The sequence below is a fragment of the Pseudomonas sp. m6p genome, from assembly GCF_055760375.1.
The window spans coordinates 2,710,460-2,726,343 of sequence record NZ_CM147084.1 but is presented as its reverse complement, the minus strand read 5'-3'; the positions used below and the strand labels follow the sequence as shown (position 1 = coordinate 2,726,343).

The 15,884-nt window shown below is 58.2% G+C and carries 17 protein-coding genes and 3 pseudogenes; 12 read left to right on the top strand and 8 right to left on the bottom strand.

The window, feature by feature from the left end:
• Nucleotides 1–12: 12 nt before the first annotated feature.
• The 3 genes from ACYZUM_RS12470 to ACYZUM_RS12460 form a co-directional block, all read right to left on the bottom strand.
• Nucleotides 13–342 carry a hypothetical protein gene (locus ACYZUM_RS12470; RefSeq protein WP_200656367.1) on the bottom strand — a complete coding sequence of 110 codons (330 nt, stop codon included), beginning with the start codon at nt 340–342 and terminating at the stop codon, nt 13–15.
• 55 nt (nt 343–397) lie between these two features.
• On the bottom strand, nt 398–652 hold the full coding sequence (locus tag ACYZUM_RS12465) for a hypothetical protein (RefSeq protein ID WP_200656366.1): 255 nt from the start codon (nt 650–652) through the stop codon (nt 398–400).
• 159 nt (nt 653–811) lie between these two features.
• On the bottom strand, nt 812–1,018 hold the full coding sequence (locus ACYZUM_RS12460) for a helix-turn-helix domain-containing protein (protein WP_234451197.1): 207 nt from the start codon (nt 1,016–1,018) through the stop codon (nt 812–814).
• Nucleotides 1,019–1,105: 87 nt separating this feature from the next.
• Here ACYZUM_RS12460 and ACYZUM_RS12455 point away from each other — a divergent pair.
• Together ACYZUM_RS12455 and ACYZUM_RS12450 are read left to right on the top strand one after the other, a co-directional pair.
• Nucleotides 1,106–2,083: pseudogene (locus tag ACYZUM_RS12455) on the top strand (IS5 family transposase).
• Nucleotides 2,084–2,318: 235 nt separating this feature from the next.
• Nucleotides 2,319–3,626, top strand: coding sequence for an OprD family porin (locus tag ACYZUM_RS12450; RefSeq protein WP_103406113.1), 1,308 nt, complete (start codon nt 2,319–2,321; stop codon nt 3,624–3,626).
• A gap of 152 nt (nt 3,627–3,778) precedes the next feature.
• Here ACYZUM_RS12450 and ACYZUM_RS12445 read toward each other — a convergent pair whose 3' ends face one another.
• From ACYZUM_RS12445 to ACYZUM_RS12435, 3 genes are all read right to left on the bottom strand, one after another.
• Entirely contained in the window at nt 3,779–4,798 is a 1,020-nt protein-coding gene (locus tag ACYZUM_RS12445) for a zinc-binding alcohol dehydrogenase family protein (RefSeq protein ID WP_103406112.1), read from the bottom strand.
• A gap of 10 nt (nt 4,799–4,808) precedes the next feature.
• The gene (locus ACYZUM_RS12440) at nt 4,809–5,102 is read right to left on the bottom strand and encodes a putative quinol monooxygenase (protein ID WP_103406111.1); all 294 of its coding nucleotides are present in this window, start codon (nt 5,100–5,102) and stop codon (nt 4,809–4,811) included.
• A gap of 188 nt (nt 5,103–5,290) precedes the next feature.
• Nucleotides 5,291–6,382 carry an NADH:flavin oxidoreductase/NADH oxidase gene (locus tag ACYZUM_RS12435; protein WP_200656951.1) on the bottom strand — a complete coding sequence of 364 codons (1,092 nt, stop codon included), beginning with the start codon at nt 6,380–6,382 and terminating at the stop codon, nt 5,291–5,293.
• 85 nt (nt 6,383–6,467) lie between these two features.
• On the opposite strand from ACYZUM_RS12435, the gene ACYZUM_RS12430 reads away from it, so the two are divergent.
• Nucleotides 6,468–6,782 (top strand): ArsR/SmtB family transcription factor, encoded by a 315-nt coding sequence (locus tag ACYZUM_RS12430; protein WP_017737778.1) that lies wholly within the window; start codon nt 6,468–6,470, stop codon nt 6,780–6,782.
• A 30-nt stretch (nt 6,783–6,812) separates the two neighbouring features.
• Here ACYZUM_RS12430 and ACYZUM_RS12425 read toward each other — a convergent pair whose 3' ends face one another.
• Nucleotides 6,813–7,721: a LysR family transcriptional regulator gene (locus tag ACYZUM_RS12425; RefSeq protein ID WP_103406109.1), complete on the bottom strand. Its 909-nt coding sequence runs from the start codon at nt 7,719–7,721 to the stop codon at nt 6,813–6,815.
• 122 nt (nt 7,722–7,843) lie between these two features.
• On the opposite strand from ACYZUM_RS12425, the gene ACYZUM_RS12420 reads away from it, so the two are divergent.
• The 3 genes and pseudogenes from ACYZUM_RS12420 (at nt 7,844) to ACYZUM_RS12410 (ending at nt 9,543) form a co-directional block, all read left to right on the top strand.
• Nucleotides 7,844–8,587: an SDR family oxidoreductase gene (locus ACYZUM_RS12420; RefSeq protein WP_017737776.1), complete on the top strand. Its 744-nt coding sequence runs from the start codon at nt 7,844–7,846 to the stop codon at nt 8,585–8,587.
• A gap of 67 nt (nt 8,588–8,654) precedes the next feature.
• Nucleotides 8,655–9,146 (top strand): annotated as a pseudogene (locus tag ACYZUM_RS12415) (LysR family transcriptional regulator); the annotation flags it as partial.
• Between the two features lie 76 nt (nt 9,147–9,222).
• Nucleotides 9,223–9,543 carry a hypothetical protein gene (locus ACYZUM_RS12410; RefSeq protein WP_017737775.1) on the top strand — a complete coding sequence of 107 codons (321 nt, stop codon included), beginning with the start codon at nt 9,223–9,225 and terminating at the stop codon, nt 9,541–9,543.
• Between the two features lie 654 nt (nt 9,544–10,197).
• On the opposite strand, the pseudogene ACYZUM_RS12405 reads toward ACYZUM_RS12410, so the two are convergent.
• Nucleotides 10,198–10,326, bottom strand: a pseudogene (locus tag ACYZUM_RS12405) (Na+/H+ antiporter NhaA); the annotation flags it as partial.
• Nucleotides 10,327–10,615: 289 nt separating this feature from the next.
• On the opposite strand from ACYZUM_RS12405, the gene ACYZUM_RS12400 reads away from it, so the two are divergent.
• The 6 genes from ACYZUM_RS12400 to acuI all read left to right on the top strand — a co-directional run bounded on the left by ACYZUM_RS12400 (nt 10,616) and on the right by acuI (nt 15,865).
• On the top strand, nt 10,616–11,611 hold the full coding sequence (locus tag ACYZUM_RS12400) for a zinc-dependent alcohol dehydrogenase family protein (RefSeq protein ID WP_200656950.1): 996 nt from the start codon (nt 10,616–10,618) through the stop codon (nt 11,609–11,611).
• Between the two features lie 181 nt (nt 11,612–11,792).
• A complete protein-coding gene (locus ACYZUM_RS12395; protein ID WP_032902063.1) occupies nt 11,793–12,095 on the top strand; it encodes a putative quinol monooxygenase in 303 nt (100 codons plus the stop codon).
• A gap of 166 nt (nt 12,096–12,261) precedes the next feature.
• Nucleotides 12,262–13,386 (top strand): alkene reductase, encoded by a 1,125-nt coding sequence (locus ACYZUM_RS12390; protein WP_200656949.1) that lies wholly within the window; start codon nt 12,262–12,264, stop codon nt 13,384–13,386.
• Between the two features lie 106 nt (nt 13,387–13,492).
• Nucleotides 13,493–13,798 (top strand): ArsR/SmtB family transcription factor, encoded by a 306-nt coding sequence (locus ACYZUM_RS12385; protein WP_017735055.1) that lies wholly within the window; start codon nt 13,493–13,495, stop codon nt 13,796–13,798.
• 64 nt (nt 13,799–13,862) lie between these two features.
• Nucleotides 13,863–14,831, top strand: a complete 969-nt coding sequence (locus tag ACYZUM_RS12380; protein ID WP_200656948.1) for an LLM class oxidoreductase — start codon at nt 13,863–13,865, stop codon at nt 14,829–14,831.
• Nucleotides 14,832–14,875: 44 nt separating this feature from the next.
• Nucleotides 14,876–15,865, top strand: coding sequence for an acrylyl-CoA reductase (NADPH) (gene acuI, locus ACYZUM_RS12375; protein ID WP_200656947.1), 990 nt, complete (start codon nt 14,876–14,878; stop codon nt 15,863–15,865).
• The last annotated feature ends 19 nt before the right edge of the window (nt 15,866–15,884 follow it).

Genomic DNA, 15,884 nt, shown 5'->3' with positions numbered 1-15,884 from the left:
GCCAACTCCTTGTCAGTGGTCTGCGGGTGGTTTCGCCGCTTCATTGGCAGCGAGCCTTGCCTGCCAGCTCCGGTACCCGACCAATGTGTTCTCGACTGTCGAAAGCCTCAAGTAGGCATCAGAAAGCATCCGCTTTGTGCAGGCCAGTTCGTGCTTCACGCTGTCCCGCTCGGCCGACACCTGGGCGTTGATGGTCACCAGCTTGGCGATATTGGCGCGGCACTGGCGCAGGTCCACCTGGTGCTCCTCGATCTCGGTCGCGAGCAGCACGCACTGCTGCTGGTACATTTCCAGAGGGGAAGGGATGCCCAGGCACCCGAAGTCGCTGTCGTCGATTTGCATGTTACTGCTCGATCCTGACTGTGTGTGCGTACAGTATTCGAGTGGTGGTGGTTTCTCAAGTCGGCTTGGATGGGCGGTGCCCAGACTTCGGAGTGGAATCCTCCGGCAAATCATCTTGGATGGCCTTGAGCATTTCCAGCAGCTCCATGTACGGCCGCTGGCCCGGGCCACGCCGTGGGCAGATCGACGCGTGTTCGAAGTCCTTGTCGCGCTGCGACATGAACTGGGCTGCCCAGCACTCCGAGCAGTTGATCATGTCGGTTGTGATGAGCCACTTGTCGTTCCATGTGAGGTATCGTGGGTCTGGCATGATCTGCTCCTGAACTGGAGCGGAGAGTATAGCGAAAGTGATTTCTCCGGCCAGAGACAGACACAAGTGACGCGTCAGTGCACTACGGTGGGTGCCCGGACTACTGGCTATGCTCCTCGACCTCAGCCCTGAACCGAGAGAAATCTTCCTCAGTAAAACCTAGCGGCGGGTTCCGGCGGAGCTGAGTTCGATCCCTTTGCCTGGAATCCTCACGAACAAGCGCTCATCCCATAAGGCTTCCAACTCCGCAATCGCGTTCGATATCGAGGGTTGGGACACACTCAGCGACTTCGCCGCATTGACGGTACTTCGACATTGGGCCGCTGCTACAAAGTATTCGATTTGCCGAAGGCTGAAGTGAATCATTATTTTTAATTCGCTGTGGAAACTCTGAAAAAGGCTTCCAGATTTGGTGAAATACCCGCCTCACAGGAATCGAACGGTTGAGTCCCGATGAAACAGATGTCCTTCGCCGATGCTGAGTACGCCGGCAAACGTAAGCAGACCCGCCGTGAGCGCTTCCTGATCGAGATGGATCAGGTCGTGCCCTGGAAGGGCTTGATTGCCTTGATCGAGCCGCATTATCCGAAAGGTGAAGGCGGTCGTCCGGCGTATCCGTTGCTGGCCATGTTGCGGGTTCATCTGATGTAGAACTGGTTCGGCTACAGCGATCCGGCGATGGAAGAATCACTCTATGAAACGACGATTCTGCGCCAGTTCGCGGGGCTGCATCTGGATCGAATTCCCGATGAAACCACGATCCTCAACTTCCGGCGCCTGCTGGAAAAACATGAGTTGGCGGGCGGGATCTTGCAGGTCATCAACGGCTATCTGGGTGACCGTGGCTTGATGCTGCGCCAAGGCACGGTGGTCGATGCGACGATCATTCATGCCCCGAGTTCGACCAAGAACAAGGACGGCAAGCGCGACCCGGAAATGCATCAGACGAAAAAAGGAAATCAGTACTTTTTTGGTATGAAAGCGCACATCGGCGTCGATGCCGAATCCGGCTTGGTGCACAGCCTGGTGGGCACGGCGGCGAATGTGGCGGACATGACTCAGGTCGATCAGTTGTTGCATGGTGAGGAAACTTACGTGTGCGGCGATGCGGGTTATACCGGTGTGGAGAAGCGTGCTGAGCATCAGAACCGCACGATGATTTGGTCGATTGCCGCGCGTCCCAGCAGCTATAGAAAGCACGGAAAAAAGAGTTTGATCGGGCGTATGCGACGCAAGATCGAATACGCCAAAGCGCAGGTGCGGGCCAAGGTTGAACATCCCTTTCGCGTGATCAAGCGCCAGTTTGGCTACACGAAAGTACGCTTTCGTGGCTTGTCGAAAAGCATCGCCCAACAGACAACCTTGTTCGCATTGTCGAACCTGTGGATGGTGCGAAAACGGTTGTTGAATGCGGGAGAGGTGCGTCTGTAATGCGGGCTGATCGCCCTGAAACAGCACGATCAGAGGAAAGAGCCGTGAATTAAAGACAAGAAGGGTCTGTTTTTCGGCCGACTTGGATTTTTTGAACCTCAAGCAGCGAGGGCCTCAAAAATCGGTGGGTACTTCAGACCTTCCCTAAGTACTGGTCCTTCGTGTGCGTTGCGTTGACCTCTAAGATTTTGCGTTGCTTCTATTACTTTAAAATAACAAAGGGAGCGCTATACAATTGAGTAGAAAAAAAATTGCTGCAAGTTCGGTGTTTCTTGGTATCACCCTGAGTGCACAGGCGCATGCTGACTTTCTAAGTGATAGCAAGGCCACCTTGGGGATGAGGAACTTCTACTTCAATAACGACAACCGCGATGGCACTGCCGCCCCTTCCAAAACCGAAGAATGGGCGCAGGGTTTCATGTTGGACTTCAAATCGGGTTATACCGATGGCATGGTTGGCTTTGGTGTCGATGGCCTGGGATTGCTGGGGGTTACCCTGGACAGCGGCAAAGGACGGCATGTCGGCAGCACCATGATGCCTTCTGACAGTGACAACCGTGCCGTCGACGAGTGGAGCCGGGTGGGGCTGACCGGAAAAGTCAAAATGTCGAAAACTGAACTTCGCTACGGCACCTTGATTCCGAAACTCCCAATTCTGGTTGCCAACGATGGGCGCGTACTTCCACAAACCTTCGAGGGCGGTCAAATCACCTCGAGCGAGTTCAAGGGGCTGACCTTGACTGGAGGTCGGATCGAACATGCGACAGGGCGTGGTTCAAGCGATCAGACGGGGTTGGCCGTTGCTGGTGGTACGCGTGAGAGCAATCAGTTTGACTTCGCCGGGGGCGATTGGAACGTCACCAAGGATCTGACAGCTCAGTACTACTACGCAAACCTCGATAACTACTATACGCAGCATTTTTTTGGATTGATTCACACCCTTGCGCTCTCGGACAATCAGTCCCTTAAAACCGACCTGCGCTACTTCAAAACTGACTCGTCAGGTGCAAATAGCTCCGGTACGTCAGGCTACAGAATTAATGGCTACACCAAAAACGGTGATGGAGAGATCGACAACCGTACCTGGAGTGCCGCGTTGATTTACACGCTGGGTGGCCACGCGATTACTGCGGGGTACCAAAGTGTGTCGGATGGCAGCAACTTCACTCAACTCAATCAGGGCAGCCTGATAGACAAGGGCGCCGGTGGAGCAAGCCTGTATCTGTATACCGACCGTCTGATCCAAACGTTCACCCGCGCAGGCGAGCGCACAGCTTTCGGTCAGTATGCTTACGACTTTGCCGCTCTGGGAGTTCCTGGCCTGAAAGGCTCGGTCATGTACCTCTCCGGCGATAATATTAAAACTACGTCCGGCGACAACCAAAAGGAATGGGAAAGAGACATTAGCCTGGACTACGTCCTTCAGTCCGGAGCGCTTAAAGGTGTCGGGTTCGGCTGGCGTAACGGCAAGTCCAACAGCGAAGCGGCTCGTAACGTAGATCAGAACCGAGTTTTTGTAAGCTATAGCATTCCGCTTCTCTAACGAGTGTCATGAGGACGAATAGCCGCTTTCAGTCCGGCCACGCTGAGGAAGGCACCCGATAACACGGGTGCTTCTGTGCAGGATTATCCGCCCGACGCTCAGGACATTAGGTAGGTGGTGCAGCCGGTTTGATTTATTTTGTCTACGCCCTCTTAGAAGCCTTCCAGCACGATCTTGCCCTTCGCCTTGCCGCTTTCCAGCAGAGCATGGGCTCGACGAAGATTTTCTACGCTGATGCGCCCGTAGTTGTCGCCAACGGTGGTGCGCAAGTCGCCCCTATCAACGCGCCGCGCAATTTCGTTGAGGATGTTGTGCTGCTCCTGCATGTCCTCTGTCTCGTAAAGCGAGCGGGTGTACATCAGCTCCCAGTGCAACGACAGGCTCTTGCGCTTCATCGGTACGACGTCAAGCGTGGCCGGGTCATCGATCAGGCCCAGCCTGCCCTGAGGTTTCAGTGACTCGATAATTTGCTCGAAGTGCCGATCGGTCTGGGTCAGGCTGGCGACATAGCTGACTTGTGCGATACCGAAGCGTTTGAGCTCCTCGCTGAGTGGCTTGGTATGGTCAATGACATGATGCGCACCCAGCTCGGTGACCCAGGCCTGGGTTTCAGGGCGCGAAGCCGTACCAATGATCGTCAACCCGGTTAGCTGACGCGCCAGCTGAGTCAGGATTGAACCCACACCGCCTGCAGCGCCGATGATCAGCAGCGTTTCGCCCCGGTCGGTGGTATCGCGTGCAACACCCAGGCGATCAAAAAGTAATTCCCAAGCGGTCAAGGAAGTCAGTGGCAATGCCGCAGCCTGGCTGAAATCCAGCGACTGGGGCATTGAACCGACGATACGCTCGTCCACCAGTTGCAGCTCACTGTTGCTGCCCGGGCGGATCAGCGATCCGGCGTACCAGACCCTGTCGCCGGGCTTGAATAGCGTCACGTCGCTGCCGACCGACTTGACCACGCCGGCAGCGTCCCAACCGAGGATACGCGGCTGGCTTTCGTCCTCGTGCGGTACGTATCCCTGCCGCACCTTGGTATCGACAGGATTGACCGATACGGCCTTTACCTCTACGAGCAAGTCGCGCGGCCCCGGCACTGGCTCGGGTATATCGATCTCCACCAAGGCGTCGGGATGTTCAATAGGCAGGCATTTGAAGTGTGCAATGGCTTTCATTCGAAGCTCCTCAGGAGATGCGATACATTTTCGTGATGGTGAGCTTTTCAGCAGCACGTTCGATGAAAGGGAGCGCTGTCTGAAAATGCGGTGTCGCTTCGTGAGCAGTCAGCGCCGCTTCGTCCCGCCACTGCTCGATCATGTGGAAAGTGCGAGCCTGCTCGGCATCACGGTGGAAATCGTACTGGATGCAGTCCGCTTCGCTTCGGCTTGGGCCTTGCAGGCCCTGCAGCGTCTGCTCGAGCTCGACTTCGAAGCCGGCCTTGGCGACCAAGGTGGCAATCAGTGTCAGAGGGGTGGTCATCAAACCTCCTGTCTGTGTGCGATATGAAGAGGGAGCATTGGCTGGCACGGGTGTATCGAAGATGTCCATGCCGGCCATGCGGCCAAAAAACTGAATCCGGGTGAGAGCGCGACAACAATCTTGCCAACTTGGGCATTCGACCAAGTTGATAGCCCTAAGGCCACGCGAGCGCTCTCGCTCCGGCGGGATCACCTGTAGCGTTCAAGCCAATGGGCATAGGGAGCGGGCAAGGTCCAGGCAGCACGCTCTACACCCAGCGCCTGGGCGGCTGAATAGGACCAGTTAGGATTGCCCAGGTGCGCCCGGCCAATCATCGCCAGGTCCAGTTGACCACTTCTCACCGCTTCTTCGGCGACGCTCGGCGTGCCGAAGCCCCATGCCGAGGCCACCGCAATCCCCGTCTCGCGCCGTACCCGCTGGGTAACTTCGCCCATGAATCCGGGGGCCCAAGGAATGTTGGATTCAGGGATGGTGAACCCGATACTGACGCTGAGCAAGTCCAATCCACCGTCCTTGAAACGACGTGTCAGTTCGATAGCCTCTGACAAGGTCTGCTCGTCCCGGCCGTCGTATTCGATGACACCCAGGCGAGCGGTGAGCGGCAAGTGCTCTGGCCATACTTGGCGAACCGCCGCCAGTGTTTCCAGCAGAAAGCGGCTACGGTTATCGAAGTTTCCGCCGTAGGCGTCGTCACGAAGGTTGGAGTGTTCAGAGAGGAATGACTGGGCCAGATAGCCATGGGCGAAATGCAGCTCTAACCACTCGAAGCCAGCTTCACGTGCACGGCGAGCGGCTGAGACAAAATCCTCGCGCACCCGGGCGATATCCTCCAGCGTCATGGCTTTCGGCTGCTTGGCGAGCTGAGCGCCAAAGGCAACAGCCGACGGGGCGATGGTCTGCCAGCCACGCGAATCATCCTCGCCGATATGATCGTCACCTTCCCAAGGACGGTTCGCACTGGCCTTGCGCCCCGCGTGGGCAATCTGGATACCTGGCACTGCGCCGGCAGCCTTGATCGATTGCACCACCGGCACGAAGGCACGGGCGAGCTCATCATTCCAGATACCAGCGCAGCCAGGCGTGATCCGTCCTTCGGGTGACACGGCAGTCGCCTCGACGACCACCAGTCCTGCGCCGCCACGCGCGAGGGTGGCATAGTGCACAGTGTGCCAATCGTTGATCAGGCCATCATTGGCCGAGTACATGCACATGGGGGGAATCGCGATCCGGTTGCGAAGGGAGACATCCTTGAGCGTGAAAGGTTGGAACAGCGCAGACATTAGGTTTTTCTCCGAGGGATACTATTTCTCTTGTTCGATAATATTCGAACTATTGACATAGAGCAAACCCGTGTATGATTCGCTCATGCGCCCCTTCAAACACCTTCCTCTCAGTGAATTCGTTCTTGAGCGTCTGTTTTACGCCTTGAGCGACCCTGTACGCCTGGAGATTGTCCGGCGCCTCGCCGAGCTGGGAGAGGCCAGCTGTGGCGAGCTGGACGGTGGCCGTGCGAAGTCCACCATGTCCCACCATTTCCGGGTGCTGCGAGATGCCGGACTGGTTCAAACCCAGACCATCGGCACGACCCACATGAACTCGTTGCGTAGGGAAGACTTGAGTCACCGTTTTCCGGGCCTGCTGGAAACGATCCTGTCCCAGTACGACGAAAAAGGAAGATGAGGCTCACGGGTGTTTTTCCACCCAACTCTTTCAGCGCGCGCTCTGCGCAAAAACACGCGGATCTGAGAAGCAGTTGACCAGGTGGTCGTACACCAGCCTCACTCTCGGTGCCACGGGCCCTGATTGCGGGCGATACATGATCAATTCGGAAGGCGGCGGGGCATCGTGTTGCATGACCTCGACCAGTCGCCCTTCAGACAGATAGGGTTCTGCCAGATAACCGGGCATTTGCCCAAAGGCGATTCCCGCCAGAACAATCTCTCGCTCGGTTTCTGGATCGTCGCAGGTAAATGCCGGGGAGGCAGGCAGGAACGCTTGCCCCTCGGCAAGCACCCACGGCCAGGGGCGACCGTTGTTGCGATCGATCAGCATCGACAAGGGCAAGCGTTTCAGATCCTCGATGTTGCCAGGACGTTGCACGGTGTTGAGGAGTGACGGCGCTGCAACGATTTTCAGGGCGACATGGGCCACCGTTCTGGCGATATAGCGCCGATCCCGCACAGCTCCGACACGAATACCGATGTCAATCTTGTTGGCCACCGCGTCGGTGAGCTGGTCATCCAGGCTCAGGTCGATGCTCAGGCCGGGATTCTCCCGCATCAGCGGTTTCAGAAACTCAATCAGATACAGCTTGCCAATGGCGTGGGGGGCCGTGATGCCGACGACGCCTTTTGCCTCCTGTTTACTGTTGGCGATAAACAACTGATCCACCCGTTCCAGGGTTTCCCGGGCTTGCAAGGCGAGTTTGGCACCAAAAGCGGTGACGTGAACCTGCCGCGTGCTGCGGTGGAACAACAGCTCCCCAAGCGTGCGCTCCAGTTCTTTGATGGCGCGTGTCACGGTCTGCGGAGAGGTGCCGAGGCGGGTGGCTGCATCGCGAAACGTGGTCGATTGCGCCGCCACCGAAAAGATCCGAATCAGCTCCATGCGATTGAGCATTGGCGTCAACTCCCGTTCCAGAAAATGGAATTCTCAAATCCGAACTCTTCCATTTTCTGACGAATAAAACCAGCGCAGACTGCACTCATCAACCCAAACAGGTCTCAACAGGAGCGCTGAACATGAGTAAAAACATCCAGGGTAAAGTGGTCGTTATCACCGGTGCGAGTAGCGGTCTGGGCGAAGCAACGGCGCGTCATCTGGCAGCGCTCGGCGCCCATGTAGTGCTTGGCGCCCGTCGCCAGGATCGTCTGGACGCGATTGTCCGGGAGATCGCCGCAGCAGGCGGCAAGGCGATTGCCCATCCGATCGATGTCACAAACAAAGAGGACTTGTCTGCGCTGGTCGCCAAGGCTGTCGAGGCATTCGGTCGCATCGATGTGATGATCAACAATGCAGGGCTGATGGCGATCTCTCCGATTTCGCAGCTGCGCGTCGAAGAGTGGGATCGCATGATCGACATCAACATCAAGGGCGTGTTGTATGGCATCGCGGCCGCGTTGCCGCTTTTCGAACAACAGGCCAGCGGTCACTTCATCAACATCTCTTCGGTTGCCGGCATCAAGGTGTTCAGCCCCGGTGGATCGGTGTACAGCGGTACCAAATTCGCGGTGCGCGCTATTTCCGATGGCCTGCGTCATGAAGTCGGCGGGAATATTCGCACGACGACCATCGAGCCGGGCGCGGTGGATTCCGAGCTCAAGTTCGGCAGCGGGCACCAGCCGAGCGCCGAGGTCGTTGGCGAGTTTTACAAGAAGGCCATCCCGGCTGATTCGGTTGCACGGGCCATCGCTTACGCGATCGAGCAACCTGCCGATGTCGATATCAACGAGATTGTTCTGCGTCCGACGGCGCAAGACTTCTGATAGTTAACCTGTGCCGTTTGTGCCCTTGCGCAAAAGCACGGGCGCGAGCGACTAAGCTTTAGCACTATTGAATACTTCGAATGTCTGGCCTGGAGCCAAACTTCCACGCAAGCCAACCAATATCGGTGATATCAACCCGTTTGTTTTTACCGTGAAGGCGGGAAGCTTTACCGCCGCGGCGATTACACTGGGCATGGACCCGCATTGTTCGCTTGGAGGACCGGATGGGCGCACGGTTGCTCAATCGCACGACGCGCAAACTGAGCCTGACAAACGAGGGGCAGATTGCGTATGAGCGCTGGCGGCAGATTATCGAGGATCTTGATGAGGTCGAGGTGACCATGGTCCGGGCCGTGGGCGGCCGACCGGTACCTTTAAACTCACGGTCCCGCTGTCCTTTGGTCAGCGCCATGTCCTGCCGATCCTTGATGCCTATCTGAAGCAGTGGCCTGAGCTGCACGTGGAGTTGTGGTTTACCGATCGCTTTGTCGACGCCCTTTTTACCACAGATGTAGCCGACTCCTCATCCTTCCCAGGAGCGTCATCCCGTTTTTCAACGCCTGTTTCAACCAGAAGCACTCACTATCGGTCCGATTTTGCCGCTGGAAACCCATCCCGGCCGAGCGGCCCCGACCATGCGCGGTCATTTCGAGATGGCGCAACGCGTCGAAGCGCTGGACTTTGGTGCGCTCTGGATGCGTGACATTCTTTTCTACGATCCGGATTATGGCGACGTGGCGCAGATGTTCGAACCGCTGGGCCATCCACAGCCAGCCAAGCGCCTATGCCAACAGCCAGCCGATGATGGTCCTCACCGACACGGCCGTGTTCCCAATAATGTGAATATAAGCAGCTCGCATGTTGTGGTCACGGCTATCCACTTCAAGGTTGTTGTGAGCATGCTCCGTGAATTCGACGGTCCGTTCACTAGATGGCAGAGCAACGGCTACTTTTGAACCCATGCGGTTCCGGAATTTCGCTGGTGGTTTCCAGAAAGCCGGCTGTCTGCATAGTTAAACACTTGCCGCGAACCGTCCTGGCGTATCGTCGTAACAGTGACATAGCCGGCCGAGAGAATACCATTCATCCGGAAGTCACTGTTGATAGGGGGGGTGAGCCTGTGAAAAGCTTACCATTGACTGGTCTAATCCCATTCAGTCTGGAATCTTCAGCATGCGAACTGTCGACATCCAGCAGGCAAGAATAAACCTGTCCCAGCGTTGATGAGGCTGTCAAAGGATGTCATTCCTGATTTCCAAGTCCGGCAGGCGGCTCTCCTCATCTGTTGTACGGAGTTGGTAATATCGGGCCGTGTTGGCAACGGGTGCCACCTTAAGTTGTAGGCTGGTTTCTACGGAGAGCGGCGGTGCAGTGGAGGTGAGTCGGGCGAGAACATTTAGGATGTGAAATAGCCTAAGTGCACGATGGGGCCGCCGAAGGAGCTCAGTCCAAGGCGCAGAAAGATGAGAAAGACAGACCACGGGCTGTGGTGGTCAGTGTGGGTGTTTGTCATGCGTTTGCCTTCGTGCATGAAAGTAGCCGAAGGTTTGCCAGGTACCCGGCCGTCCGAGTGAGGCAAACCTGCTGGGCTGAATAGCTGGCGCTCTTGCGCCCAGGAGCAGTGCCAACGACACACCGAGCATGACCGTCAAAGAGCCTTCATTGGCCAGATTGACGCCATCAAGGCTTACGCCGGCATTGGCGAGCGCAAATAACGGCATGATTACATAGGCGACCCAGATGACCGGCGAAGAGCGAACCACGCCGTGGCGCACTTAGCGGATGGCAGCATTTTTTTCGACAGGGAGAGTTCATAGGCAGCGTAGATAGGGGGAGCAGGGACGGGCATAAAATTATTAAAATTACATATTTACAAATCTATATATGGCGAATAGCATTTGCATGTCCGTGAAGTAGCCACGCACCGGACACACAGGTCGAAGCGACGTTGTAACGCGCGGGGCGGCTAACCTGCGCCAGCCAAGGGCTGGCTCGCTGCTCCCATCCCTCAATAGAAGGAGACCCAAAATGACCCGTGTTGTCCGTTTTCATCAGATCGGCGGCCCCGAAGTCTTGCAGATCGAAGAGCTCGAAGTTGGCGCTCCGGGCTCCGGCGAGCTGCGCATCCGCGTCGAGGCGATCGGCCTGAATCGCGCGGAAGCCATGTTCCGCTCGGGTGTGTACCTGGAGCCGACGCATCTGCCGGCCCGGCTCGGCTACGAAGCTTCCGGCATCGTCGAGGCGCTGGGCAGCGGCGTTCACGGCTTCGAGGTTGGCGAAGCGGTCAGCGTGATTCCGGCTTTTTCCATGAACAAATTTGGCGTCTATGCCGAGCAGGCGATCGTGCCGGCCACGGGGGTTCTGAAGCGGCCGGCGGGCGTCGGCGCGGTGAAGGGGGCGGCGATCTGGATGCAGTATCTGACCGCCTATGGCGCACTGATCGAGATTGCCCAACTCAAGCGCGGTGATGCGGTGATCATCACGGCGGCTTCGAGCAGCGTCGGCTTGGCCGCGATCCAGATCGCCAACAGCGTCGGCGCCATTCCGATCGCGACGACCCGGACGCGCGCGAAGGAGGCGGCGCTACGCGAGGCGGGGGCGGCGCATGTGATCGCCAACGAGGAGCAGGACCTGGTCGCGGAGGTAATGCGGATCACCGACGGCCGCGGCGCGCGCATCGCCTTCGACCCGGTCGCGGGGCCGCAAGTCGAAACACTGGCGCAAGCGATGAGTCAGCAGGGCCTGCTTTTCATCTATGGCAATCTCAGCGGTCAGGAGACGCCGTTCCCGGCCTTGGCAGCGATGAACAAGGCCCTGAGCGTGCGCGGCTACACGCTGTTCGAACTGACCGGTGATCCGCAACGCTTGGCGCCTGCGCAAGCTTTTATCACGCGCGGCCTCGAGGCCGGACAGCTGAAGCCGATCATTGCCAAGACCTTCCCCTTCGAGCAGATCGTCGAAGCGCACCGTTACATGGAATCGAACCAGCAGTTCGGCAAGATCGTCGTCACGGTATCTCGGTAGAGGCAGTTCGTGAAAGACCAGGAAAGGGCAGAGTCGTCTTTCCCGCGACTGCGGAAATGACTCGACGCTGCCCCTTCATCCCCGCCACGCTGGAGCTGGGCGGCAAATCGGCGAATATCGCGTTGGGCTTACTGGAATACGTCACGCATGGTGATGTCGTCGCAACAACAGGAGGTACGTCATGGTCAAAGTAGCGTTGTTCGTTCGTCTGGAAGCAAAGCCTGGGAAAGAGAAAGAGGTAGAGAACTTTCTCTTGGATGGCCTTCCAATAGTGGAGGAAGAGCCAGCCACTACGGCGTGGTTCGGAATCCGCTTGGGGCCGTCCACCTTTGGCATCTTTGACGCCTTCCCGGATGAAGCAGGTCGGCAGGCTCATCTTTCGGGCAAGGTCGCAGCGGCGCTTATGGCAAAGGCTGCTGAGCTGTTTGCCAAACCGCCGTCAATCGAGAAGGTTGACGTCCTGGCGGCCAAGCTACCCGGCTAAGCAAACCCAACAAGGCGCTCCAGTCGCGTCCCTGCCGCTTTGCGGCGGCAGGGACGCGACTGAGCTTGGACGTCCACCGGCCTGTTCTAAACGGAGCGCTCGAGAGGTGCCTGTCCAGGCACTAGCATCTATTTATCTACAAACGCAAATATATAGGTAGTTACACATGAAAGATTCCATTCTTTTCGAAAGCACCACGCTGGGCCCCTACAGCCTGAAAAACCGCATCGTCCTGCCGCCGCTGACCCGTTCCCGTAGCTCGCAGCCAGGCAACATTCCCAATGACCTGATGGCGACCTACTACCGCCAGCGTACCGGTGCCGGCTTCATGGTCACCGAGGGCACCCAGATCGAGCCGCGCGGCCAGGGCTACGCCTGGACCCCGGGCATCCACAGTGCCGAACAGATCCTCGGCTGGCGCAAAGTGACCGATGCGGTACACGCCGAGGGCGGCACCATCTTCGCTCAGCTCTGGCATGTCGGCCGGGTCTCGCACACCTCGTTGCAACCCAATGGCGAAGCCCCGGTGGCGCCATCGGCGATCCCGGCCGAGGGCGTCAGCGTATTCATCGAGACAGGTCCCGGCACCGGCGCCCTGGCGCCGCCTTCGATGCCACGTGCACTGACCACCGCCGAGGTCAAGGAGCTGGTACAGCTCTATGCACAGGCCGCTCGCAACGCCCTCGACGCCGGTTTCGACGGCGTGGAAATCCACTCCGCCAACGGTTATCTGATCAACCAGTTCATTTCCGCGCACAGCAATCAGCGCGACGACGAGTACGGCAGCTCGTTGCAAAATCGCCTGCGCTTCCTCCGTGAGGTGACCCAGGCGGTGGCCGCGGTGGTCGGTAAAGACCGGCTCGGCGTGCGTTTCGCCCCGTTGTTCGCCAGCACCGACGAGGCCCGCGTATATCTCGGCCTGGTCGAAGAAAACCCACACGAGACCTATGTCGAAGCGGTCAAGGTGCTGGAAGAAGTCGGCATCGCTTACCTGTCGCTGGCCGAGGCGGATTGGGAAAACGCACCGGAGCTGCCGGAAAGCTTCCGCAGCGCGGTGCGCGAGGTCTTCAGCGGGCGCATCCTCTATGCCGGCAAATACACCGCCGAGCGAGGCAAGCGTATGCTCGAGGCGGGCTGGGGCGATCTGGTCGCCTTCGGCCGTCCGTTCATCGCCAACCCGGACCTGCCCAAGCGGATTGCCAATGGCTGGCCGCTGAACCCGGTCGATCCGGCCAGCATGTACGGCGGAACCGCTGTCGGCTACACCGACTATCCGGCCTATGGCGGATAGTCCGCTCGAGGTGCCGGCCCCCGAGCGATACGGTTCGGGGGCCGGCGCATTGTCGGTTGAGCGGGCATATCGTAATATCGCAAAAAATAGTTATCGTGCGTGACCTATGAGTATCGACGTAAGCGAAGCGCTGAAGGCGCTAGACAACCCAACACGCCTGAACATCCTCAGTTGGCTGAAGGATCCGCGTCATCATTTCCCCGAGCAGGAGGTGGATCCTGAGCAGGTCGGTGTCTGCGTGAGCATCATCCAGGATCGGGTAGGCCTGTCGCAGTCGACCGTCTCGCTGTATCTCGCTGCCTTGCAGCGGGCGCAACTGGTGACCTCACAACGCATCGGTCCCTGGACTTATTACAAACGCCATGAGCAGAACATCGCGGCGTTCCAGGTGGCCTTGAAAGCGCTGATTTGATGCCTGCTCGCAGGCGTTTTTTCAGCCCTTCAAAATCTATATTTTGAAATATGTAGGAGAGAAGATGTTAACTCCGAATTCCATTCCCTATCAGCAACAACCTGGCTTTCAGCACACCTACCGCCAAGGCCGCCTGAGCCTAGGTCTTTTCTTCCCCCTCGAAGCCTTTACCGGCGATACGCCGAGTATGCTCGACCAAGTGAACCTGGCCCAACGCGCCGAGAAGCTGGGTTTCTCTGCCCTCTGGTTTCGCGACGTGCCGTTACGCGACCCCAGCTTCGGTGATTCGGGCCAGGTCTTCGATCCCTGGGTCTACCTGGGTTTTATGGCGGCACACACTCGCTCGATTGCGCTGGGCACCGCGTCGGTCATCCTGCCAATCCGCAATCCCCTACACACCGCCAAGGCCGCAACTAGTGTCGATCAGCTCAGCGGTGGCCGCCTGTTACTCGGCGTGGCTTCCGGTGACCGTCCAGTAGAGTTTCCGGCATTCGGTGTCGACCCGGAGCAACGCGACAGCCTGTTCCGCGAATACCTCAAGGTATTTCGCGAGGTTCAGCGCAGCAGTTTCGTGCCTTTGACCTGGTCCGGCGGCACGCTTGAGGGGGCCGATCTGATTCCCAAGCCGACGACGGCGGAAATTCCTTTCTTCGTCACCGGCCATAGCCGCCAGACGCTGGAGTGGATCGCCCGCTGCAGTCATGGCTGGATCAGCTATCCGCGTGCACCGAAGACTCAGCAGCTGATTGTCGAGGACTGGCGCAAGGCGGTTCGTGCCGAATGTGGTGAACTGTTCAAACCCTTCACCCAGTCGCTATACATCGACCTGACAGATAACCCGCAGAAACCACCTCGGCCGATCCACCTGGGCTATCAACTGGGGCGACATCACCTGATCCCGCTGCTGCACAGCTTGCAGGAGATCGGCGTTAACCATGTGATCATCAATTTGAAATACGGCCAACGCCCCGCAGGTGAGGTCATTGAGGAACTCGGTCAGCTCGTTCTACCTGACTTCGTCATGTCAGCATAAGCCGGCGTGGTGAGGCATCAAATCATTATCCGTGGGGATTGCTCATGAGTTTCAAGGCAGTATTGCTTAACAAGGACCAGCAGGGGTTCTCTGCTCGTGTGACTGAGCTGGAGGATGAGGACTTACCGGCCGGTAGTGAAGTGCTCATCAGCGTTGAGTACTCGACCCTCAACTACAAGGATGCGCTAGCCCTGACAGATCACTCGCCTGTGGTACGTCAATGGCCCATGGTGCCCGGAATCGATGGCGCCGGCCTGGTGCTGGAAAGCGACGACCCGCGCTTTCTATCCGGTCAGCGCGTCGTACTCAATGGCTGGGGCGCCGGCGAGCGCCACTGGGGCTGTCTGGCCCAGCGTGCACGAGTACCAGCCGACTGGCTGATTCGTCTCCCCGACAGTTTAAGCACTTGGGCAGCCATGGCTATCGGTACGGCAGGATATACAGCCGCGCTATCGGTCGATGCCGTGCAGAAGCATGGCGTACAACCCGAGGACGGTGAAGTATTGGTTACCGGTGCAACAGGCGGTGTCGGCTCGATCGCCATAGCGCTGTTGGCGGCCCAAGGCTACCATGTGGTTGCAGCCACTGGGAAACCTCAGGAGCGCTACTACCTCGAGCAGTTGGGCGCCACGGACATTATCGAGCGCGAGGAACTGGCTGCTCCCGGCAAGCCACTCCAGAAGGAGCGCTGGACAGCCGTGATCGATGCGGTCGGCTCGCATACCCTGGCCAACGCCTGCGCCCAGACCCGCTACCGGGGGATAGTCACCGCGTGCGGACTCGTTCAAGGAATGGAGTTTCCCGCCAGTGTCGCCCCCTTCATTCTACGAGGCGTCACCCTTGCGGGAATTGATAGCGTCATGGCCCCCCACGAGTTCCGTGACGCGGCCTGGAAACGCCTGGACCGCGATCTCAACCGAGAGACTCTTTCGTCTCTCGCCGCAACCATTCCCTTGGACCAAGTTGTGGGGGCGGCGCAGAAGATCATCGATGGCAAGCTTCGTGGCCGCTTAGTGGTCGACGTAAATGGATAGTCTGGCTACTTCTGTACAC